The 22884-nt window shown below is 72.9% G+C and carries 15 protein-coding genes; 10 read left to right on the top strand and 5 right to left on the bottom strand.

Annotated features, from left to right (window positions below; translation table 11 throughout):
* Positions 1-50 precede the first annotated feature (50 nt).
* The 9 genes from DEI82_RS12230 to DEI82_RS12270 all read left to right on the top strand — a co-directional run bounded on the left by DEI82_RS12230 (position 51) and on the right by DEI82_RS12270 (position 9728).
* Entirely contained in the window at positions 51-1607 is a 1557-nt protein-coding gene (locus tag DEI82_RS12230) for a hydantoinase/oxoprolinase N-terminal domain-containing protein (protein WP_111011153.1), read from the top strand.
* Positions 1604-2728 carry a DUF917 domain-containing protein gene (locus DEI82_RS12235; protein ID WP_111011154.1) on the top strand — a complete coding sequence of 375 codons (1125 nt, stop codon included), beginning with the start codon at positions 1604-1606 and terminating at the stop codon, positions 2726-2728. Before DEI82_RS12230 ends, DEI82_RS12235 begins: the two co-directional genes overlap by 4 nt.
* A complete protein-coding gene (locus DEI82_RS12240) occupies positions 2725-3927 on the top strand; it encodes a DUF917 domain-containing protein (protein ID WP_111036977.1) in 1203 nt (400 codons plus the stop codon). Before DEI82_RS12235 ends, DEI82_RS12240 begins: the two co-directional genes overlap by 4 nt.
* Complete coding sequence (locus tag DEI82_RS12245; protein ID WP_111026326.1) at positions 3894-4982, top strand: DUF917 domain-containing protein; 1089 nt, start codon at positions 3894-3896, stop codon at positions 4980-4982. The genes DEI82_RS12240 and DEI82_RS12245 overlap by 34 nt, the downstream gene beginning before the upstream one ends.
* Positions 4979-6538 (top strand): CdaR family transcriptional regulator, encoded by a 1560-nt coding sequence (locus tag DEI82_RS12250; RefSeq protein ID WP_258372052.1) that lies wholly within the window; start codon positions 4979-4981, stop codon positions 6536-6538. The genes DEI82_RS12245 and DEI82_RS12250 overlap by 4 nt, the downstream gene beginning before the upstream one ends.
* Positions 6539-6676: 138 nt before the next feature.
* A complete protein-coding gene (locus DEI82_RS12255; RefSeq protein ID WP_181434934.1) occupies positions 6677-7450 on the top strand; it encodes an alpha/beta fold hydrolase in 774 nt (257 codons plus the stop codon).
* Positions 7447-8199 (top strand): triacylglycerol lipase, encoded by a 753-nt coding sequence (locus DEI82_RS12260; protein ID WP_258372053.1) that lies wholly within the window; start codon positions 7447-7449, stop codon positions 8197-8199. The genes DEI82_RS12255 and DEI82_RS12260 overlap by 4 nt, the downstream gene beginning before the upstream one ends.
* Before the next feature lie 156 nt (positions 8200-8355).
* On the top strand, positions 8356-9330 hold the full coding sequence (locus DEI82_RS12265; protein WP_111036981.1) for an AraC family transcriptional regulator: 975 nt from the start codon (positions 8356-8358) through the stop codon (positions 9328-9330).
* A 119-nt stretch (positions 9331-9449) separates the two neighbouring features.
* Complete coding sequence (locus DEI82_RS12270) at positions 9450-9728, top strand: GlsB/YeaQ/YmgE family stress response membrane protein (protein WP_111011159.1); 279 nt, start codon at positions 9450-9452, stop codon at positions 9726-9728.
* 153 nt (positions 9729-9881) lie between these two features.
* Here the strand turns inward: DEI82_RS12270 and DEI82_RS12275 are convergent, their stop codons facing one another.
* Both DEI82_RS12275 and DEI82_RS12280 read right to left on the bottom strand, forming a co-directional pair.
* Complete coding sequence (locus DEI82_RS12275; protein WP_111036983.1) at positions 9882-11417, bottom strand: alpha-N-arabinofuranosidase; 1536 nt, start codon at positions 11415-11417, stop codon at positions 9882-9884.
* Between the two features lie 169 nt (positions 11418-11586).
* Positions 11587-12600 (bottom strand): LacI family DNA-binding transcriptional regulator, encoded by a 1014-nt coding sequence (locus tag DEI82_RS12280; protein ID WP_111036985.1) that lies wholly within the window; start codon positions 12598-12600, stop codon positions 11587-11589.
* A 262-nt stretch (positions 12601-12862) separates the two neighbouring features.
* On the opposite strand from DEI82_RS12280, the gene DEI82_RS12285 reads away from it, so the two are divergent.
* A complete protein-coding gene (locus DEI82_RS12285) occupies positions 12863-17533 on the top strand; it encodes an Ig-like domain repeat protein (RefSeq protein WP_111036987.1) in 4671 nt (1556 codons plus the stop codon).
* 126 nt (positions 17534-17659) lie between these two features.
* On the opposite strand, the gene DEI82_RS12290 is transcribed toward DEI82_RS12285, so the two are convergent.
* From DEI82_RS12290 to hrpA, 3 genes are all read right to left on the bottom strand, one after another.
* Complete coding sequence (locus tag DEI82_RS12290; RefSeq protein WP_111037143.1) at positions 17660-18397, bottom strand: class I SAM-dependent methyltransferase; 738 nt, start codon at positions 18395-18397, stop codon at positions 17660-17662.
* 115 nt (positions 18398-18512) lie between these two features.
* A complete protein-coding gene (locus tag DEI82_RS12295) occupies positions 18513-18755 on the bottom strand; it encodes a hypothetical protein (RefSeq protein ID WP_111011163.1) in 243 nt (80 codons plus the stop codon).
* A gap of 265 nt (positions 18756-19020) precedes the next feature.
* Positions 19021-22869 (bottom strand): ATP-dependent RNA helicase HrpA, encoded by a 3849-nt coding sequence (hrpA, locus tag DEI82_RS12300; RefSeq protein WP_111036989.1) that lies wholly within the window; start codon positions 22867-22869, stop codon positions 19021-19023.
* Positions 22870-22884: the final 15 nt, after the last annotated feature.

Raw genomic sequence — 22884 nt, forward strand, 5'->3', positions numbered from 1 at the left:
CCGCCCACCCGCACCACCCACGCACCACCAGCACCACCGAAGGGAACCCCATGCGCATCGGCATCGACGTCGGCGGCACGAACACGGACGCGGTCCTCATGGACGGCAGCACGGTCGCCGCGGCGGTGAAGCGCTCGACGAGCGCGGACGTCACGTCCGGCATCGTCGCCGCGCTCGCCGGCCTGCAGGAGCAGCGGGCGTTCACGTCCGAGGACATCGACGGCGTGATGATCGGCACCACGCACTTCATCAACGCCCTCGTCGAGGCGCGGGGACTGGCCCCGACCGCGGCGGTCCGGCTCGGGCTGCCGGCCACCGCGTCGTTGCCGCCGTTCACGGACTGGCCCGAGCACCTGGTCGGCGCGGTCGGCGCACGACCGTTCCTGGCGCACGGCGGCCACGAGTTCGACGGTCGGACGATCTCGGAGCTCGACCCGGACGAACTCCGGCGGCACGCGGCGGCGATCGGTGCCGCCGGGATCCGGTCGGTGGCGATCTCGTCGGTGTTCTCGCCGATCAACGACGAGTTCGAGCAGCGCGCGCAGGAGATCATGGCCGCCGAGCTCGGTCCGGACGTGGCGTTCTCGCTGTCGAGCGAGATCGGCCGCATCGGACTGCTCGAGCGCGAGAACGCCACGATCATCAACGCCGCCCTGCGCGAACTCGCCGAGCGCATCGTCGACGGCCTCGCCGCGTCGGTGACCGGCAGCGGCATCGACGCCCCGCTGTTCCTCAGCCAGAACGACGGCACCCTGATGGACGTCGAGTACGCCCGTCGCTACCCGGTGGCGACCTTCGCGTCCGGCCCGACGAACTCCATGCGCGGCGCCGCGGTGCTGTCCGGGTTCGACACATGCGCGGTCGTCGACGTCGGTGGGACGACGAGCGACGTCGGGGTCCTGACCGCGGGGTTCCCGCGCGAGGCCACGGGCGAGGTCGCGGTCGCGGGGGTCCGGACGAACTTCCGCATGCCGGACGTCCTGTCCATCGGCATCGGCGGCGGGTCCCGCATCCGCGAGGACGGCGCCCTCGTCGGCCCGGACTCGGTCGGCTACCGGCTCGCCGAGGAGGCGCTCGTGTTCGGCGGGACGACCCTGACCGCGACCGACGTCGCCGTCCGTGGCGGCCGCGGCGTGATCGGTGACGCCTCGCTCGTCGCCGGGGTGTCCGACGCCGTGGCGCAGCGCGCGCTCGGGGTGATCGCCGCCCGCGTCGCCGACGTCGTCGAGCGGATGCGGACCTCCTCGGCGCCCCTGCCGGTCGTCGCGGTCGGCGGCGGCTCGGTGCTGCTGCCCGACGAGCTCGAGGGCCTCGGCGTGGTGCACCGGCCCGAGCACTTCTCGGTCGCGAACGCGATCGGCGCCGCGATCGCACAGGTGAGCGGCGAGATCGACAAGGTCTACGCCATCAGCGAGGGCAAGCGGGCGAGTGTCGTCGACGACGCCCGTCAGGAGGCCGTGGACCGGGCGATCGCGGCCGGTGCGGACCCGTCCACGGTCGACATCGTCGACTTCGACGAGGTCCCGATCCCGTACCTGCCGGGCAACGCGACACGGATCCGCGCCAAGGCCGTCGGCGACCTCGCACTCGGGGCGCTCGTCCGATGAGCGCGATCGACACCACGCCCGTCGCTCCGCTCACCGTGATCGGCGAGGACTGCTCGGCGCTCGCCCGCGGCGCCGCGATCCTCGGCACGGGCGGTGGTGGTGACCCCTACATCGGCCGCCTGCTCGCGGAGGCCGCGGTCCGGCAGCACGGGCCGGTCCCGGTGGTGCAGATCGAGGACCTGCCCGACGACGCGGTCGTGCTCGCCGTCGCGATGATCGGCGCGCCGACGGTCATGGTCGAGAAGCTGCCGTCCGCCACGCAGTTCGCCGAGGCGGTGCGCAGCCTCGCCGCCTACCGCGGCGTGACGCCCACGCACCTGGCCTGCATCGAGGTCGGCGGGGTGAACTCGACGACGCCGATCGTCGCCGCCGCGGAGCTCGGTCTCCCCCTCGTCGACGGCGACGGCATGGGTCGTGCGTTCCCCGAGGTCCAGATGGTCCTGCCGACGCTGTCGGGCATCAGCGCGACGCCGATGTCCCTGTCCGACGAGAAGGGCAACACCGCGGTGTTCGACACGATCGACAACCGCTGGGCGGAACGGCTGGCCCGCACCGCCACGGTCGAGATGGGCTGCTCGGCGATCACGTCGCAGTACGCGATGTCCGGCGCGGAGATGAAGGAGTCGTACGTCCGCGGCAGCCTGTCGCTGTGCGTCCGGCTCGGCGAGGCCCTCGTCGACGCGCGTGCCGCGAACGAGGACCCGGTCGCCGCGGTCGCCGACGTCCTCGGCGGCCAGGTCGTGTTCGCCGGCAAGGTCACCGACGTCGAGCGGAAGACCGTCACCGGGTTCGCGCGCGGTACGGCCCACATCGCCGGGATGGCGGACGACACCGGACGGGAGGCCGTGCTCCGGTTCCAGAACGAGCACCTGTTCGTCGAGGTGGACGGCCGCGCCCGCGCCACGACACCGGACCTCGTCATCACGCTCGACGCCGAGACGGGGGAGCCGATCACGACCGAGGGGCTCCGCTTCGGCGCCCGGGTCCGCATCGTCACCGCGCCGGCGGACCCGCGCTGGCACAGCCCCGCAGCGCTCGAACTCGCCGGTCCGCGGTACTTCGGGTACGACCTCGACGCGGTGCGCTTCGACGGCACGACGAGCCCGGGGGTGCGCGCGTGAGCTGGCAGCTCGGCATCGAGGACCTCCCGGACCTCGCCCGCGGCGCCGCGCTCCTCGGCACGGGCGGCGGCGGGGACCCGACCATCGGGATGCTGCTCGTCCGCGCCGCGATGCAGGAGCACGGCCCGGTCACGATCCTCGACCCGGACGAGCTCGACGACGACGCCTTCGTGATCCCCACCGCGCAGATGGGCGCCCCGACGGTCGTGCTCGAACGCATCCCGGCCGGCCCGGAACCCCTCGGCGCCCTGCGGCGACTCGAGGCGCACCTGGGACGCACCGCGACCGCCACGATGCCCATCGAGTGCGGGGGCATCAACTCGATGATCCCCCTCCTCGTCGGCGCGACCGGGGGCCTCCCGGTCGTCGACGCCGACGGCATGGGGCGCGCGTTCCCCGAGCTCCAGATGGAGACGTTCTCGGTGTACGGCGTGCCCGGATCGCCGCTCGCGATCAGTGACGAGCGCGGCCACGGTGTCGTGATCGAGACCGGGCACGACAACCGGCAGATGGAGTGGCTCGCGCGCGGCGTCACGATCCGGCTCGGCGGCGTCGCCTACATCGCCGAGTACGCCATGACCGGCCGGCAGGTGCGCGACACCGCGGTCCCGCGGACCCTGTCGCTCGCGCTCGCCGTCGGCCGGGCCGTCCGGCACGCACGGGAGGCTCATCGCGACCCCGTCACGGAACTCGCCGCCGCGTTCTCCCGCACCATCTACACGCACCTGCGCGAGCTGCACGAGGGCAAGGTCGTCGACGTCGAGCGGCGCACGGTCGAGGGGTTCGCGCGTGGACGGGCGACGATCAGTGGCGCGGCCGGCGACGTCGAGATCGTGTTCCAGAACGAGAACCTCGTCGCCCGTCGCGGTGACGAGCTCCTCGCCGTCGTCCCCGATCTCATCTGCGTGCTCGACGCCGAGACCGCGGAACCGATCACCACCGAACGGCTCCGGTACGGGCAGCGGGTCCGCGTCGTCGGCGTGTCGACGCCCGCGCTCATGCGCACGCCCGAGGCGCTGGCCGTGTTCGGGCCGGCCTGCTTCGGGCTCGACGACGCGTTCACGCCCGTCGAGGTGCTCCATCCACAGGGGGCCGTCGGGGACGTGCGTCCACCGATGTGCTCGGCGGCGGGGGCGGACGCGGCGCCCGATGGGAGCATGGAGCCATGGACGGAGGCGACGGGCACGGTCAGCGCGTGACGCGCCTCCAGGCCGGCGACGTGCCCGCGTTCGGGCGTGGTGCCGCCCTGCTCGGCTGCGGTGGCGGCGGTCGCGTCGACCACACCGTCAGCGCCATCCGGCGCGTCGGCCCCGGCTTCGGGGTCCCCGTGTTGTCGCTGGACGACCCCCGACTCGAACGGGTCGCAGCGGTGGGCCTCGTCGGCTCGACGACCGTGCTCGAGGAGAAGATGCCGAGCGGCCGCGAGCTCCCGGACGCGCTCGCCGCCGTCGAACGCTGGACGGGCGACCGTGCCGACGCGGTCCTCCCGGCCCAGATCGGCGGCGTGACCGGGCCGGCGGCCGCGCTCACCGCGCACCTGGTGGGGCGGCCGCTCGTCGACGCCGACCTCGTCGGCCGGGCGACCCCCCGCCTCGACCAGCTCACGTTGTTCGCCGCCGGAGCACTGCCGGTCACCGCGGCCGCAGCCACGAGCAGCGGCCTCCGGATCGTCGTCGACGCGCCGAGTCCCGGCGACCTCGAGACCGTCTGGCGTGAGGCCGTGTCCCACAGCGGTGGCTGGGCCGCGTTCGCGATCGGGCCGGTGCCCATCGCCGCGCTGCGTGCACGAGCCGTTGCGGGGAGCGTCACACGTGCCCTGCGGACGGGGCGGGCGCTCGCCGCTGCCGCGGACCCCGAGGCCCTGGCGCGGGCGGTCGGCGGGCGGGTCGTCGCCCTCGGCCGCGTCGTCGACGTCGACCGCGCGGGTGACGCCATGGCGTTCGTGCACAGCACCACCGCGATCGTGGACACCCGCACGGGTGCGGTCGCCCGGATCGAGGCCGGGAGCGAGTACGTGCACTGCCTCGTCGACGGCGAGCCCGTCGCGAGCACCCCGAGCCTCATCGTCGTGGTCGACGCCCGGTCGCTCGACCCGGTCGCGGCGGATCGCATCCGCACCGGGGACGAACTCGCGGTGCTCGTGCTGCCCGGCGCCGACTGGTGGTGGGCCGATCCCGTGCGACTCGGCCGCGTCGCGCCCCGGGCCTACGGGGTGGACGCCGACGTCGTGCCCGAACCGGCGGGCGTGCGGTGATCCCGCTCCGCGAACTGCTGGCGATGCTGTCGACCGCCACGTCCGAGGTCCGGCTCCTCGCGGGGCCGGACGACCCCGGTGTCGCGCGGGTGCTCGGACTCGTCGGAGCGGTGGACGTCGTCGGTCGCGAGCTCTCCGGCACGGCCGGCGGTGACGGGTGCGCCGTGGTGCTCCTGACACCGGTCGCCCGGTTCGACGCGCGGTTCGACGTCCTCCTGCGGCGCGCCGCCGGCGTCGGGGTCCGCACGCTCGTCGTCCGGCCGGACCCCGCCGCCGTCCCGGACTCCGCCCCGACGCCCGGCCCGGGGACCCGTGCGCTCGCCGACCGCCTCGGTGTGGCCGTGCTCGCCACGGACGACGCGTGGTCCACCTCCGTCCGCCTGCACGAACTCGTCGGCACGGGAGAGGCCCCGGCAGCCCGTGCCGCGGTGGCCGTCGCGCGGATCGGGCTCGAGGCCGGACCCGACCTCGACGACCTGTTCCGGCAGCTCGACCGCCAGCTCGGCGCACCCGTGCGCTTCCTCGACGCCGCCGGCCGGCCGCTCCGCGGACCCGGGGTCGGCGCCGGGGCCGTGCGGATGCTCGCCCGCGCCGCCGGCGGCAGCGACCCCATCACGGTCACGGACGGCGACGAGACCCTCGTGCTCGTCCCCGTCGGGACGGGCATCGGCGCGCGGGCGTGGCTCGGCGTCGGGCTCACCGCGCCGGTCCGAGCCGAGCGCACCACGATGGCCGTGGCGCTCCGGGTGGCCGCGGTCGCCGTCGGACACCGGCTCGTGCTCACCCGGCTCGACGACGAACGCGACGCCCGCTACCGCACCGCGATGCTCGACGAGCTCCGCGCGGCGGACGGCAGCCCGGAGCCGGGCCTCGTGCAGCGGACGCTCGCGGCGGGGTGGCAGCTCGACGCCTGGCACGTCGGCATCCGTGTGGTCACCCGGCACCCCGTCGACCAGGTCGCCCTCCGCGGCGAGGTCGAGGTCGCCATGGCGGCCGCCGGGCTCGAGGTCGACGTCGTCGAACAAGGTGATGGATGGGCGCTCTGGACGTCGGACCTCGACGAACCGGACCACCTGCGGATCGGTGCCGTCGCCACCGCCGTCCGCCGTGCGCAGGCGGCGCTCCGCCCCGGGCTCGACACCGCCGTCGGCGTCGGCAGCGTGCAAGCGGGGCTCGTCGGGCTCGTCCGGACCCTCGGCGAGGCGACCGATGCCGCCCGGCTCGCCGGTGGCCGGCCGGAGTCGGGGCACTTCGTCCACGTGGACCGACTCGGCCTCGCGCAGCTCCTGCTCGCGTGGACGGAGACCGACACGTTCCTCCCGGCCGCGGAGCAGTTGCTGGCACCGCTCGAGCGCGGCGGCGGCGCACTCCGGGTCACCCTCGCCGCCTACCTCGACGCGGAGTCGTCGCTCGCCGAGACCGCCGCCGTGCTCGGCGTGCACCGCAACACCGTCGCCGACCGCATCGCACGCGTCGAGCGGCTGCTCGCGGTCGACCTCGCCGATCCCGAGACCCGGCTGGCGCTGCACCTGGCGACCCGCGTTCGGCGGGAGTGACCGCCGGGGCTCAGGACGCGCGACGGCTGGTGCTCCTCCACGTGCAGCGGTTGATGCACGCGCTGGTGGGAGACGCCGAGGACGACGCTGATGTCGCGGATGGTCATCCCGTCGGGCGTGCCGCGTAGCGTCATCTCCATGCGCCCACTCGTCGAGACCGTCGACGTCGAAGGGTGTGTCCTCCGGCTCCGCACCCTGGCCCCCGCCGGCCGTGCTCGGGACACCCTGGCGCCGACGATCGTCCTGGTGCACGGGATCGGCATGTCGCACCGGTCGTTCAAGCGCGTGCAGCGGGTGCTCTCGCGCTCGTACCGGACGATCGCGGTCGACCTGCCCGGCTTCGCCGACTCCCCGTCTCCCGATCGCCGACTCGAGATCGAGGACCTCGCCCGACTCGTCATCACCGCGCTCCGCGCCTGCGACGTCGAGCAGTGTCTGGCGATCGGGCAGTCGATGGGCACGCAGGTCGTCGTCGGGATGGCACTCCAGGACCCGGGCTTCGTGACCTCGGTGGGGCTCATCGGCCCGGTGATCGACGACCGGCGGCGGACGCTCCTGCAGCAGGGGTTCTCGCTCGCGGTCGACGGCATCCGCGAGCGGCCGGCGATGAACGCGACGCTCCTCACCGACTACCTCCGGAGCATGCCGACGTACCTGCGGGAGCTCCGTGTGATGATGCGGTACCCGACGCTGCGGTCGGTCGCTGCGCTCGAGGTCCCCGTGCTCGTGATGCGCGGCACCGAGGACCCGGTCGCCCCCCGCGGCTGGGCCGCCCGTGTCGCCGGGGTCGCGCGAGAAGCCGCGTTCATCGAGCTGCCCGGACCGCACCACGTGCAGGACGCCCACCCCGGTGCCGTCGCGGCGATCGTCGACGAGTTCATCCGCGTCCAGACCGTGGGGCAGCTCCGGTGACGGGCGCGACCGGGTGGCGGGACCGGGAGGCGCGGAGCACGCCCGACCCGCCTCCCCGCCTGGCCGTGCACCTGCGCGACGCGCGATGGTTCCTCCTCGACTGGTGGTACGCGGCGGTGTGGCAGCTGCGGAGCCTCGGGCCGACGACGGCCGACGACTACCGGAGCGGTGACCGCCAGCCGATCGTCGTGGTGCCGGGCGTGTACGAGACGTGGCACTTCATGCGGCCCCTCATGGACGCGCTGCACGATCACGGGCACCCGGTGTTCGTCGTGACGGCGTTGCGGCACAACCGGCAGTCGGTGCGCGCCGGTGCCCGACTCGTGATGGACCAGATCCGCGCCGAGGACCTCCACGACGTGCTCCTCGTCACCCACAGCAAGGGCGGACTGATCGGCAAGTACGCGATGACCCTGCTGGACGGCGGTGGTCGCGTCGACCGGATGGTCGCCGTGTCGGCCCCGTTCGGCGGCTCGTCGTACGCACGGTTCGCGCCGAACGCGACGCTCCGGGCGTTCTCGGTGCACGACCCGACCCTGGCCGCGCTCCTCGCGGACGTGCACGCGAACGGCCGGATCACGTCGGTCTACGGCGTCTTCGACACGATGATCCCCGAGGGCAGTGCCCTCGTCGGGGCGAAGAACGAGCGCTTGCCCGTCGGCGGGCACTTCCGGATCCTCAGCGATCCGCGCACCTACCGAGCCGTGCTCGACGCCGTCGACCCGGCGGTGACCTCTGAGCCGCAGTGACCTGGCCGCAGGTGCTCCCGATGGGCGATCGGTCCTCGCGATGACGGTCCGGTGACCGGTCGATCATCCGAAGAGCGCGGGCAGTACGGAGTCTGGCCGAACAGTGCGCGTACGGAATTGCCGAACCCTGCACAGCACCGTGATGATGAGCGGACGATGGAAGGAACCGCCCGTATCACCCGGGAGCGCAGGGTCGCGACGAGCCAGGACGTCGAGCAGGCGCGGGTGTTGTTGCAGACCACGCACCACGCCGTCGGCTGGGACGTCCAGGCCGACGCCGACGGCCGGCCGTTCGGTTTCCGACACACCGTCACCGGGACCGGACTGCTGTCGCTCGCGTCCACCCGGCTGACCGGGATGGTGTCGGGCGAACTCGAGACGTCGGCCGACGAGTACGTCGTCGCGTGGCTCAAGGAGGGCAGCGGCTCCATCGCGGGCCTCGACGTGTCCGAGGGCGAACCCGTCCTCTACCCGACCGGGTCGTTCCCGTTCCGCTACGACGGCTTCGACAAGGACCTGCTCCACGTGGATCGGTCGATCGTCGAGGAGGTCGCGGCGGAACGCGGGGGCTGGGCTCCGGGACCGCTCGGGTTCGACCACGACCACATCCCCACGGGTGACGCGCGCTCGGCATGGTGGGCCATGGTGCGGCAGGTCGCGGCGACGCTCATCAGCGGTCCCGCGACCGTGACGCTCGACGCGGAGCGCGCGCTGGCGCGGACGGCTGCGGAGGGCCTCCTGGCCGCGTTCCCGCACTGGCCGGTCGTGCCGGCGACGGACCCCGACGGGGTCGGGACGGCCGCGGAAGCCCGGGTCGCTGCCGCCGAGCGCTTCATCCGCGAGCACGCCACGAGCCCGATCGGCATCACCGACGTCGCCGCCGCGGCCGGGATGAGCATGCGCGGGCTGCAGGAGGCGTTCAACCGGACGCACGGGATGACGCCCACCACGTACCTCCGTCGCGTTCGGCTCAGCATGGTGCGGGACCGGTTGCTCGCGGCCGACCACCGCACGGACACCGTCGCCGAGATCGCGGGCGCCCACGGATTCGGCCACAAGGGACGCTTCGCCGCGGCCTACGCCGCCGAGTTCGGCGAGGCCCCGAACACGACGCTGCGCCGCGACGGCTGACCCGACGCGCGCACGGCGGCGTAACACGTCGGGCGGATTCGGAGTTGACTCAGGTGCTGATCACCGCTACGGCGAACCCGCCGTGGCGTAGCGGACTAACGCAACACCAGGAGGACCTCTTGATCGGTCTCATCATCAGCTTGATCATCATCGGCCTGATCGCCGGTGCGCTCGCCCGCCTCATCATCCCCGGCCGGCAGTCGATGGGCATCATCGCGACCATCGTGCTCGGCATCATCGGCTCGTTCGTGGGTGGGTTCCTCGGGTTCCTCATCTTCCAGCACGACCCGATGGACGGCTTCTTCCAGCCTGCCGGGATCATCGGGTCGATCATCGGCGCGGTCATCGTGCTGTTCATCTACACGCGGTTCGCGGGGCGCGGGGCTGCTCGCCGCTGACCACCGGTCTCCGGGCTCCCGGTCCTCTGGAGCTCGAAATCGCAGAACATGCCGCTCACGTGTGAACGTGAGCGGCATGTTCTGCGATCTGGCCGGTGGTTTCGGCACGGTGGCCGGGGCCAGCCGGGGCCAGCCGGGGCCAGCCGGGGCCAGTCAGGCCTGGGTGACCTCGACCTCCAGGACCGCCCACGACAGCGGCGGCAGGGTGGTGCGAAGCGCGCCGTCCTGGACCGACGCCTGCAGCGGTGTGAGGCCGACGGCGTCCTGCGCCGCCTCGGTGTTCGCGGTGAAGCGGTCCCCGCCCTCGGGGATCGTCAGGACCTCGGCACGCGTGACCTGGCCGGCCGTGAAGCCGCGGAGGGCCACGGTGACGTCCGACGCCTCCTCGAGACCGCGGTTGGCGACGAACACCGCGACGCGGCCGCGGTCGGCGTCGTACGTGACGCTCGCGTCGACGACGTCGGCGTCCCCGTACTGGGACGAGGCGAACCGGTCGCTCCGGACGACGGTGCGGAGGATGTCCCCGCGGGCGAGTTCCGCGGTGCGGGCGAACGGCCAGTAGATGGTCTGACGCCACGCGGGACCGTTCTCCTCGCTGCGGATCGGCGCGATCACGTTGACCAGCTGGGCCTGGTTCGCGATCGTGACGCGGTCGCCGTGGCGGAGGAGCGAGTTGAGGAAGGTACCGACGACCACCGCGTCGGTGACGTTGTACTGGTCCTCGATGAGCCGCGGGTGCTCGCGCCACTGGGCCTTGCCGACGACGTGCGGCTGGTCCTCGGTCTCGAGCCCACGCTGGTACCAGACGTTCCACTCGTCGAACGAGACGTTGACGACCTTGGAGGACTGGCGCTTCGCCTTGACGGCGTCGGCCGTGGCCACGACGGACTCGATGAAGTAGTCCATGTCGTTCGCGCTCGCGAGGAACGACAGCGCGTCGCCGTCGTGCTCCTGGTAGTACGCGTGCATCGAGATGTAGTCGACCTCGTCGTAGGCGTGCGACAGGACCGTGTACTCCCACGACCCGAAGGTCGGCATGTGCGAGTTCGACGAGCCGACCGCGACGAGTTCGATCGTCGGGTCGACGAGCTTCATCGCCTTGCCGGCCTCCTGCGCCAGGCGGCCGTACTCGTCGGCGGTCTTGTGGCCGATCTGCCAGGGGCCGTCGAGCTCGTTGCCGAGGTTCCACACGCGGATGTCGAACGGCTCCTCGGCTCCGTTGGCGCGACGCTTGTCCGACCACTCCGTGCCGCCCGGGTGGTTCGCGTACTCGACGATGGCACGGGCCTCCTCGACGCCGCGGGTGCCGAGGTTGATGGCCTCCATGACCTCGACCCCCGCATCCTTGGCCCAGGCGGCGAACTCGTGCAGACCGAAGGCGTTCGTCTCGACCGTGTGCCAGGCGCCGTCGAGCCGGCGGGGACGCTGCTCGACGGGGCCGACCCCGTCCTCCCAGCGGTAGCCGGAGACGAAGTTGCCGCCCGGGTAGCGGACGATCGAGACGCCCATCTCGCGGGTGAGGTCGAGCACGTCACGGCGGAACCCGTGTTCATCGGCGTTCGGGTGGCCGGGCTCGTAGATCCCGGTGTAGACGCATCGGCCCATGTGCTCGACGAACGAGCCGAACAGTCGGCGCGGAACGGGACCGACGATGAACTCGCGGTCGACGGTGATGGTTGCGGTGGACATGCGCGATGTGGTCCTCACGTCGTCGTGTGGTGGTGGTCGCTCCCGTTTTACATCGTTGTAACTCGCCTCCACAAGCCGCCGTCGGCGCGTCGTGCCGACGGTGGCGAGCGTTGGGGGTCGCGCTGGGCCGCGCGTCCCGGCCGGCCGGCCCGCTCATCCGGCGGGGGTGTCAGCCCCGGCGCGGGGCGACGCTCGCACGCTCGACGATGTGGTGCGGCACGACCTGCACGATCCGCGGCGCGTCCGGGTCCTCGATCCGACGTTCGAGCGCGGTCAGGGCGGCCTCGGCGATCGCGCGCTTGTCGAACGAGACGGTGGTCAGCGACGGCACCGCGAACGAGGCCTCCTCGATGTCGTCGAACCCGACCACCGAGACGTCCTCGGGCACGCGGACGCCACGGTCGGCGAGGACGTGGAGCACACCGAGCGCCATGGAGTCCGTGAAGCAGAACACGGCGTCCGGCGACCCGTGCTGGTCGAGGAACCGGGACATCGCTGCGGCGGCGGCCGAGGTCGACCACGATCCGACGGCGATCGACAGGGTCGGGTCCTCGGGCAGGCCGGCCTCGCGGAGCGCCGCGCGGTGCCCCTCGTGTCGGGTCTCGCTCGAGGCGGTGCGGAAGGAGTCGTCCGAGGTGCCGAGCAGCGCGATCCGTCGATGCCCGGTGGCGATGAGCAGACGGCCGACGTCGCGGCCGGCCGCGAAGCTGTCCACGTGGACCTGGTCCACGTCCTGCGGTTCGACCTCGCCGATCACGACGGTCGGCGGCAGACCCCGCCCGTTCGCCACGACGCTCTCGCCGAGGGTGACCGGATTGAGCACGAGGCCGTCGACCAGGTGGGCCCGCGCCCGCGAGATGAGGTCGATCTCGCGCGCGGGGTCCGACCCGGTCTGGTCGATCTGGACCGCCCACCCGTGCCCGCGCGCCAGCTCGACGAACGCACGGGCGAGCTCGGCCGAGTACGACGTCCCGAGGTCGGGCAGTGCGAGCGCGATCGTGCCGGACCGGCCGTTGCGCAACCCCCGCGCCGACAGGTTCGGGACGTAGTCGAGCTCGGCGAGGGCCGCCTCCACCCGTTGCCGGGTGTCGGGGCGCACCGGAACGCCGCCGTTGATCACGTTGGACACCGTCTTTGGCGACACCCCGGCGAGGGCGGCCACGTCCCGCACCGTCGGACGCATCGCCGTCGAGCCTATCGCCCGCGGGGACCCGGAACGGCGCCCGCGTGAGCGGGGCTCAGACCCGGGCCGTCCGTTCTCTGAGCGGTCGACCAGCTCCCGTGACCCCGCCCGGTCCTCCACACGGGGGACGTGCCCCGCACTGGGGGTCTCGATGCAGGTGAATGGAACCAGCGGCGTCAGTACGTTGGGAGGACTCGGAACCCCGGCATCAGCCGCTGCGACCGAGCCGACCCGAACCCCCTGATCCGACAGGACCGCCGCCGTGTTCGCTGCCGCGACCGCGCGCCATCGCGCGCGCCCGAAGACCGCCCGCCGCCTCGCCGTGCTCGGCGTCGCACTCATGCTCGGCGGTGTGTCCGTCGGGCTCGCCACGACCGCGGCGCAGGCGGCGACCACGACCGCGACGACGCAGTACGCGCAGGAGGCGTTCACGGGCCCCTCGATCGCGGACTCGGGTTCCTTCATGAAGCCGACCCTGCCCGGTGGGACGAACATCGCCTGTCTCACGGCGGGGACGGACACGTCGCAGACCCCGGTCCCGGGCTGCGCCACCACGGCCGTCGACAGCAGCAACGGCGCGCTCCGCCTGACGGACGCGACGGGGACGAAGGTCGGCGGCGTGGGAGCCAAGGGCGCCGTCCCGATCGCCCAGGGCCTCGACGTGACGTTCGACTCCTACCAGTACGGCGGCAACGGCGCGGACGGCATCGCGTTCTACCTCGCTGCCACCGACCCCTACGCGCCGAAGCCGCCGACCCAGACCGGTCCGACCGGTGGATCGCTCGGCTACAGCGCGAACCACGACTACGGCTCGACGGCGAGCGGCCTGCCCTACGGGTACCTCGGGCTCGGACTCGACGCGTACGGCAACTACAAGACCACGACGTACAGCGGGACGAACTGCACCACCGGTGTCGCCTCGAACACCACGAACGGCAAGGCGAACGTCACCGTCCGCGGCCCCGGCAACGGGACGGTCGGCTACTGCTACATCGCGAGCTCCCAGCCCTCGGGTGCCCTGACCAAGGCCACGGTGTCCAGCCGGACGGACGCGGACGTGCCCGTCGAGATCGTCGTGAACACCTCGACGGCGACGGTGATGTCGAAGGGGATGACGGGTGCGAACGGCACCTCGGTCCTGCCGAGCACCGCCGTCCCCGCGGGCAACTGGGCGATCGTGTACGACTCGATCGGCGCCACCGCTGGGCCGCAGACCCTCATGGGCACCCTGCCGAACGTGACCACCTCCGGTGCCACGTTCCCCGCCAGCTGGATCGATCCGTCGACCGGGTACCCGTACAAGCTCACCTACGGGTGGGTCGGGTCCACCGGCGGCTCCTACGACGTCCACGAGGTGAACCAGTTCACCGCGACCTCGCTCACGGGCGCGGTGCCGCAGCTCGCGGCCACGGCGTCCGTGTCGGACCCCTCACCACAGCGCGGCGACAGCGACACCTACACCGTCACGCCGGCCGTCGCCTCGAGCGGCGGTGCCGAGCAGGGCCTCGTCAAGGTCACCACCCGGTTCGACGCGGGTGCGACGCCGAACGCTGCGGGTGGTTCGGACGGCACCTGGAGCTGCGCGACGGACCCGTCCGACTCCAGCGGTCAGACCGTCGCGTGCACGGACTCCTCGGCCGCCGGCACGCAGCCCGGCACCGCCCTCCCCGCGATCCACATCCCGTACACCGTGAGCGGCGCCGTCGGCACGACCGCCACGATCACCTCGACCGTCGCGTCGACCGACGCCCTCACCACCGCGTCCGCCCACGCGACCGCGACGGTCGCGCACGTCCCGACGGCCCTCCAGGTCTCGGCCTCGCCGGCCTCCATCACGGCCGGGGGCGCCACGACGGTGACGGCCGCCGTCACCACGACCGGCAGCCCGAGCAGCACGATCACTGCCGCGACCGGCACCGTGACGTTCACGCAGGGCGGCACGACCGTGTGCAGGGCGGTCCCCGTCGCGAACGGCACCGCGTCGTGCTCCGTCGTCGAGAGCGCCGCCGGTCCGCACGTCGTGACCGCGACCTACTCGGGCGACACCACACGCTCCGGGTCCACGGGCACGGCGTCCGTCGACGTCGCGCTCCGCTCCTCGGCGTTCACCGTCGGCGCCTCACCCGCTCAGACCACGCGCGTCGGCGTCGAGCCGACCTACAGCGCGACCGGGCTGCCCTCGGGTGCGACCGGGACCGTGACGTTCCTCGTCGACGGCACCGCCGCCTGCACCGCCGACGCGAGTACCACGACGCCCTCGTGCACGCAGCCCACCACGCTGGCGCTCGGCGACCACGTCGTGACCGCGCGGTACTCCGGCGACGGCGCGACCGCCGCCTCCACGGCCACGAACACCGCGACCGTGCACGTCGGCCAGGCAGCCACGAGCTCGGCCACGACCGTCGACGGTCACACCACCGCGACCACGACGTACGGTGACGTCCCCACGTTCGCCGTGACGGGCCTCCCGTCCGACGCCGCGGGCACCGTGTCGTTCCGCGACGCGTCCGCGGACACCGGGTCCGCCGACGCGCCCGCGCTGTGCCAGGTGACGCTGCCCGACACGTCCTGCACGCCGACGAGCACGCTCGACGCCGGTGCGCACCGCATCGTCGCGACCTATGCCGGCACGACCGACGGTGACTACGCCGGCGGCACGTCGTCCGTCGCGACGCTCACGGTCGACCGGGTACAGGCCGTCCCGATGACCACCACCGTGAGCGACCCGACCCCGACCTTCGGCGACGAGCTCACCCTGTCGGCGACGGGCACACCCGCTGCAGCCCGCGGCACCATCGCGTTCACCGACGAGAGCGGCGCCCCGCTGTGCACCGTGCACCTGCCCGCGACCTCGTGCACCACGACGGCGCTGGCCGCCGGGGACCACACGGTCAGCGCGAACTGGGACGGCGACACCGACCACGTGGGCGGTTCGAGCGACCCGGTCGCCGTGCACGTGGCGAAGGCCACCGCCGCCATCGGCGTGACGGCCGACGGCCACACGAGCGACGCCGACACCGTGACCTACGGGACGACCGCGCGCCTGACCGCCACGGGCCTCCCGAGCGGCGCCGCCAGCGACAGCGTCATCCGGTTCGCGACGACCGGTGGCACCGTGCTCGGCACGGCCACGGCCGGGAGGCCCAGCATCGACACCGACGCCGCCCTCACCGCCGGCAGGTACCAGGTCATCGCGCACTGGGTCGGCGACGACGACCACGAGGCCGTCGACAGCCCGGTCGTGACGCTCGTCGTCCAGCGCGCCACGACGGCGATCGGGGCGACCATCGACGGCGGCAGCACGAGTTCCGTAGACTACGGCGACACGGCCGCGCTCGCCGTGACGGACCTGCCCGCCGGTGCGTCGGGCACCGTCACGTGGGCGACGAGCGACGGGCTGGCGCTCGGCTCGGCGGACGTGCGCGACGGCGCAGCTGCCACCACGGTCACACCGTCGACCCTGCACAAGGGCAGCTACGCGATCACCGCGACGTACACGGGCGACACCGACCACGTCGGCAGCACGAGCCCGGCGGTCCAGCTCGTCGTCGCCGCGAGGTCGAGCAGCATCACCGCGAGCGTCAGCGACGACCATCCCGTCCACGGCACGCCGGTCACCCTGACCGTCGCCGGCATCGCTCCGGGTGCCACCGGGACCGTGACGTTCACCGACGACGACCACCAGGTCCTCTGCTCCGTGCAGCTCCCCGCGCTCTCGTGCACGACCTCGGCCGCGCTGGGCGCCGGGACCCACACGGTGACGACGACGTTCGTCCCGGGCGACGACGACCACGCGCCCGCCACGGCGACGCAGACCCTGACGATCACGGTCGCCAAGGCGCCCACGGCCGTCGCCGTCGTGCCGGGCAGTGGTGGCACGGGCGCCGGGACCGGGAGCGGCAGCGGGACCGGGAGCGGCAGCGGGAGCGGCCCGGGTGGCGGCGGCGCGGGCGGCGGCAGCGGCGCTGGCCTCGGCACGATCGACACCACCTACGGCACCGGCGTGGTGTTGACCCCGACCGGGCTGCCCGCCGGCGCCACGGGCACGGTCACGTTCACCGACGACGCCGGCACGACCCTCTGCACCGTGCAACTCGGGCGCGCGACGAGCTGCACCACGGTCACCGACCTGCCGACCGGCACACACCAGGTGACGCCCGTCTACTCGGGTGACGCCGATCACGACGGCTCGACCGGCACGCCCATCACCATGCACGTGGCGCGGGCCGCGACCGCGGTCACGGTGCACGCTGCAGCGTCGAGCACCACGTGGGGCGACACGGTCACCCTGACGATCGGTGGCCTGCCCGCGCACGCCACCGGTACGGTCACCCTGCGCGTCGACCACCGGGTGCTCTGCACGCTGACGCTCCCGCACACCACGTGCTCGACCGCGGGCATCGTGCCCGGCTCGGACACGGTCGCGGCGGCGTACACGGGCGACGACTCGTACGGACCCTCGTCGGCGACGACGGCGATCGTCGTGACGGCGATCCACACGGTCGAGCCGATCGTGGTCCCGTCGAAGGCGAGTGGGTCCTTCACGGCCACCTGGAAGCCGATCCCCGGTGCCACGGCCTACCGGATCGTCGTCTCCGCGAGCAGCGACCTCGCCCACGCGGTCGCGTCGCGCACCCTCGGTGCCGGTGCCACGACTGCCGTGTTCACCGGCCTCGACCCCGACACGACGTACTCGTACCGGGTCGAGGCGCTGAACCCCGACGGCGTCGTGCTCGGCATCCACGACGCGGTCGCCCGGACAGCGGTCGCCGCGGTCGTGTCCGTCGGGCAGCTCGCGTTCACCGGGTCGGACATCGCGGTCGGCATGGTCGGCCTCGGCGCGCTGCTCCTCGTGCTCGCCGGCGCCCTGCTCGTCACCGCGAACCGGCTCCGGGAGCGGCGGCCGGGCCCGATGCGGAGCGGTACGGTCTGACCCTGCGTCCCCGTCGGTCGGGTCTCCCCGTCGCCGGGGCGCGTGCCGACGACGAGTGCGCGGTCGGACGACCGCGCACTCGTCGTCCGTGCGCGCGCGTTCCCGCGTGTTCGTTCTCGGGCGTCGCTACCGGGAGGCGCGGTGCGCGTAGGTCACGTAGGGCACCGCGATCACGTCACCGGAGAGCGCGGGGTCACCGTCCAGGAGGTCCTCGATCCGACCGAGCAAGGCCTGGCGCTCCGCCGCCTCGAGCGTGCTCACGTAGCTGCGGGACGCCACCATCGCCAGGAACTCCTCCCGGCTCTGCTCGTGCACCCAGCGGACCTCGTGCCGCTCGTGCCTGGCGAACGGCGGCGCGAACGCCGGGTGCTCGACGCCCATCACGCGCTCACCCGGCTGGTGCATGAGGGCGCTCATGCGCGCGACCCACGGCACGGTCTCGTCCCGGAGGTTCCAGACGAGCCCGAGCGTGCCGTCCGGCCGGAGCACCCGGCCGATCTCCCGCGACGCCGCGACCGGGTCCATCCAGTGCCACGCCTGGGCCACGACCACGGCGTCGGCCCAGTCGTCCTCCAGCGGGATCGCCTCGCCCGTGCCCTCGAGCACCGGTACGTCCGGGAGCACCCGCGCGAGTGCAGTACGCATACCGGGATCGGGCTCGACCGCGAGGACCTCGGCGGCGAGCGTCGTCAGCACCCTCGTCGCCTTGCCGGTCCCGGCACCGAGGTCGACCACGCGCGACGCGCCAGGCGGTAGCACCCAGGCGATCGCTTCGGCGGGGTAGCCGGGGCGCCCCCGTTCGTACACGTCGGCGACGGCGCCGAAGGACAAGGCGTTCCGGTCATGGTGCTCGTCGTGCTGCATGCCGACAGCCTCGCACGTGGTGACGCGACCGGAGCGGCCGGTCGGACGCCCTGAACCACCGCCCGCTCGGTCGCCCCGGTCGTGCTCGCACGCTTCGAGGCGGACGCGTCCGCGCTCAGTCGAGGACCGGTTGACCCACCGCGATGCGCCGAGCGTCGTCACGCAGCCGACGGAACTCGGCGATCGCCTCGTCGTCGGAGATGACGGCTGCCTCGAACCGGTCGCCGACGGCCAGCAGTCGGAGGCGCTCCCGCGCCGCCTGCGCGGGATCCATGCTGGACGCGTCGTCGATCGCCTCGTTCGCCTCGAGGCGCGCGAGCAGTGTGGCGCGATTCCAGCGGTGCAGTGCGAAGGCCATCTCGGTTCCGTTCCCCGTAGCGGAGCTCGACAACGTCCGCGCACGGACGCCGCCCGACCACCGGGCGTGCTCATCACGCTAGACCGACTGGACGGCCGGACAGTCGCTCGGCGGCGAAGACTCGGTGACCGCACGGCCCGACGTAACACCCCCGAAAGACGCGGACACATGCCGGAAAAAGCGGGGGTCATGGCGGCGCTCCGACGGGGGGCACGGGTCCCCAGAACGGCCGACACGGCCGGTCGCCCGGCACGCCGATCGGGGTTCAGACCGACGCGAGCACCTTCGCGATCCGCTGCAGGCTCACCGTCTCGGCGGGCCGGAGCTCTTGGGCGAACAGGGAGATCCGGAACTCCTCGAGCATCCACCGTGCGTGCACGAGCTCGGCGGGCGCACCGGGCTGCGGCGGGAAGGTCCCCCCGGCCTCGAGGTACCGGGTCGTGGCGGTCTCGACGTCCCGCAACCAGGCACGGTCCCGGCCGGGGTTCTGCTGGAGCTTCGCCACCCGGGCCTCGACACCCTGCAGGTACACGCGGAGTCGACGCAGCCGGTCGATGCCCGTCGCCGCGACGAAGCCCGGGAACACGAGCCGTTCCATCTGCTGCCGCATGTCCGTCAGTGCCGGGAGCAGGGCCATCGACGTGGCGGCCTTCAACGCGCGCTCGGCACCACGCCACGCCGTGAGGACGGCCGCGACCTCGGACACCGCTCCGAACATGGTGTCCACCGAGGTCGCCGACACGGCGTCCCGGGTCGCCTCGAACTCCGCACGCGTGAACACCAGCCCGTCCGGGTGCCGTCGCCGCACGCCGGCGTCCACCACCGCCGCGAGGACGTCGTCGAAGAGCGCCGTCGTCGACGGGTACGGACTCGTCGCGAGGGCGAGCTTCTCCTGCGCGGTCAGGTGCGACTGGATGTAGCTCACCGGACTCGGCACGGCGAGCATGACGAGTCGACGGACCCCCGCTGGCATCTGCACCGCCCGGTCGGCTGCCGTCGCGAGCAGCCGGACCGCCACCGACTTCCCCTCGTCGACCAGTGCCGGGTACGCGCGGATCGTGCCGCCGGCCTGGCGAGTGTCCAGCACCTGGGGCAGGTCGGCCTCGGGCCAGGTGGTGAGTCCGGAACGCTCCGCGGTCCCGGGGACCGGAGCCGCGCCTCCCGATCGGGAGGGACGGCTCGCCGCCCGCGCGACGCTCGCCTGCGTCCGCTCCTTGAGCTGCTCCTGCAGCGTCCCGAGCGCCTTGCCGGACCCGACGCGGCGGCCGCGCTCGTCGACGACCGTGTACGTGGGCAGGAGGTGCGGTGGCACGCGCTCCATGTCGAAGTCGGCCTCGGTCACCGGCACGTGCACCATGCGCTGGATCGCCGCGGCGAGCGTCGAGCGGAACGACTCGGTCGGCTCGGCCGGCGCGTCGTCCGGCAGCACCGCCACGAGCTTCTCCGCCCAGTCGGCCGCGGGCACCACGTTCTTGCGGATCTGCTTCGGGAGCGCCCGGATGAGCGCCGTCACGAGTTCCTTCCGCAGCCCCGGCACCTGCCAGTCGAAGCCGTCCTCGCGCATGCGGGGGAGCAGCGGCAGGGGCACCTGCACGGACACGCCGTCGTCCTCGGCGCCCGGCTCGAACCGGTAGCGGAGCGCCAGACGCTGGTCGCCCTGTCGCCACTGCGTCGGGTACTCGGACTCGTCCTGCGCAGCCTCGGCGGCGGACTCGTCGAGCAGGTCCTCTCGGCGCATCGTCAGCAGGTCCGGGCGGTCCCGGCGCTCTCGGCGCCACCAGCCCTCGAACCCCCGGGTGGTCGCGACGTCGGCGGGTACCCGGGCGTCGTAGAAGTCGAACACGCGCTCGTCGTCGAGCAGGATGTCGCGGCGGCGGGTGCGCTCCTCGAGCTGCTCGAGTTCCTTCCGGAGCCTGCGGTTCGCCCGGTCGAACGCCTGCGGGGAGTCCCACTCGCCCTCGACCAGGGCATGCCGGATGAACAGCTCGCGTGCGTGCACCGGGTCGATGCGGGCGTACTGCACGCGCCGTCGCGCGACGATCGGCACGCCGAACAGCGTCACGCGCTCGTAGGCCACGACGGCGCCCTGTTTCTTCTCCCAGTGGGGTTCCCCGTAGGTGCGCTTGAGGAGGTCCCCGGCGAGCGGTTCCGCCCAGGCCGGGTCGATCCTCCCGACCGTGCGCGCGAAGAGGCGACTCGTCTCGACGAGTTCGGCGGCCATCACCGCATCCGGCTGCTTCTTCGCCAGCACGCTCCCGGGGAACAGGACGAAGCGGGTGTTGCGCGAACCGAGGTAGTCGCGTTTCTCGCGGTCCCGCAACCCGATCTGACTGAGCAGGCCCGACAGCAGCGCGCGGTGGACGGCGTCCGGGTCGTCCTTGCGTTCCGTCCCGACGTGCACCCCGACCTGCTTGGCGGCCCGTGACAACTGCCGGTACAGGTCCTGCCACTCGCGGATCCGCAGGTAGTTGAGGAACTCGGAGCGGACCTCGCGGCGGAACGCACTCGAGCTGAGCTCCGTCTGCCGGTCCTCGATGTGGTTCCAGAGCGTCAGGAGGGTCAGGAAGTCACTCGTCGGATCGGAGAACCGTGCATGCAGCTGGTCGGCACGGGCCCGCTGCTCGAGCGGGCGTTCCCTCGGGTCCTGGATGCTCAGGGAGGCGACGATCGCGATGACCTCGCGGCCGACGCCCTGCCGGCCCGCCTCGAGCACCATGCGTCCGAGGCGGGGGTCGATCGGCAACCGGGTCAGCTGCTGGCCCGTGCGGGTGATCGCGCCCTGCTTGTCCACGGCCTGGAGCTCGCGGAGCAGGTCGAGGCCGTCCTTGACGCCCCGCGAGTCCGGGGGTTGCAGGAACGGGAACGCGCCGATGTCGCCGAAGCCGAGCGAGATCATCTGCAGGATCACCGCGGCCAGGTTCGTGCGGAGGATCTCGGGGTCCGTGTACTCGGGGCGGCGGGCGAAGTCGTCCTCGGAGTAGAGGCGGATCGCGATGCCCGGGCTCGTGCGGCCGGACCGGCCCGACCGCTGGTTCGCGCTCGCCTGCGAGATCGCCTCGATCGGCAGCCGCTGCACCTTCGCACGTGGGGAGTACCGCGAGATGCGCGCGGTGCCGGTGTCCACGACGTATCGGATCCCGGGCACGGTCAAGCTCGTCTCGGCGACGTTCGTCGCGAGCACCACGCGCCTGCGGACGCCCGGCGTGCTGCTCCGCTGGAACACCCGATGTTGGTCCGCCGCGGACAGCCGCCCGTACAGCGGCAGGACCTCGGTGCCCGGGTACCGCTTGCCCTCGATGGCGTCCTGGGCGTCGCGGATCTCATTCTCGCCGGACAGGAACACGAGCACGTCGCCGGGTTCCTCGCGCGCCAGTTCCTCGAGCGCGTCCGTGATGCCCTGCAGGAAGTCGCGGTCGTCGGGGGAGCCGACGCGGTTACTCCGCCCGGCGTCACCGGTGCGTGCGTCGTCCTCGTCGAGATCGGCGTCCACGTCGGCGTCGGCGTCGGTGCCGTCCTCGGCGACGAGGGGCCGGTAGCGGATCTCGACCGGGAACGTCCGGCCCGAGACCTCGATGATCGGTGCCCCGTCGAAGTGCCGGGAGAACGACGCGGGGTCGATCGTCGCGCTCGTGATGATCACCTTGAGGTCGGGGCGCCGCGGCAACAGCCGCTTCAGGTACCCGAGCAGGAAGTCGATCGTCAACGACCGCTCGTGCGCCTCGTCGATGATGATCGTGTCGTAGCGCTGGAGGTCGCGGTCGTGGTGGATCTCGTTGAGCAGGATCCCGTCGGTCATGAGCTTGACCCGGGTGTTCGCCGAGACCTTGTCGGTGAACCGCACCTGGTACCCGACGAGGTCGCCGAGGTCGCTCCCGAGCTCCTCGGCCACGCGCTCCGCGATGGTCCGCGCCGCGATCCGCCGTGGCTGGGTGTGTCCGATGTGCTCGCGTCCGAGTTCGAGGCAGATCTTCGGCAGCTGCGTCGTCTTGCCGGACCCGGTCGCGCCGGCGACGATGACGACCTGGTGGTCGCGGATCGCGGCAGCGATGTCGTCGCGCCGCTGCGACACGGGCAGGTCCGGCGGGTACGAGATCGCGATCGGGGTGGTCGGCATGAGCCCTCCAGTCTA

This window comes from Curtobacterium sp. MCBD17_019 (assembly GCF_003234555.1).
Lineage (GTDB): Bacteria > Actinomycetota > Actinomycetes > Actinomycetales > Microbacteriaceae > Curtobacterium.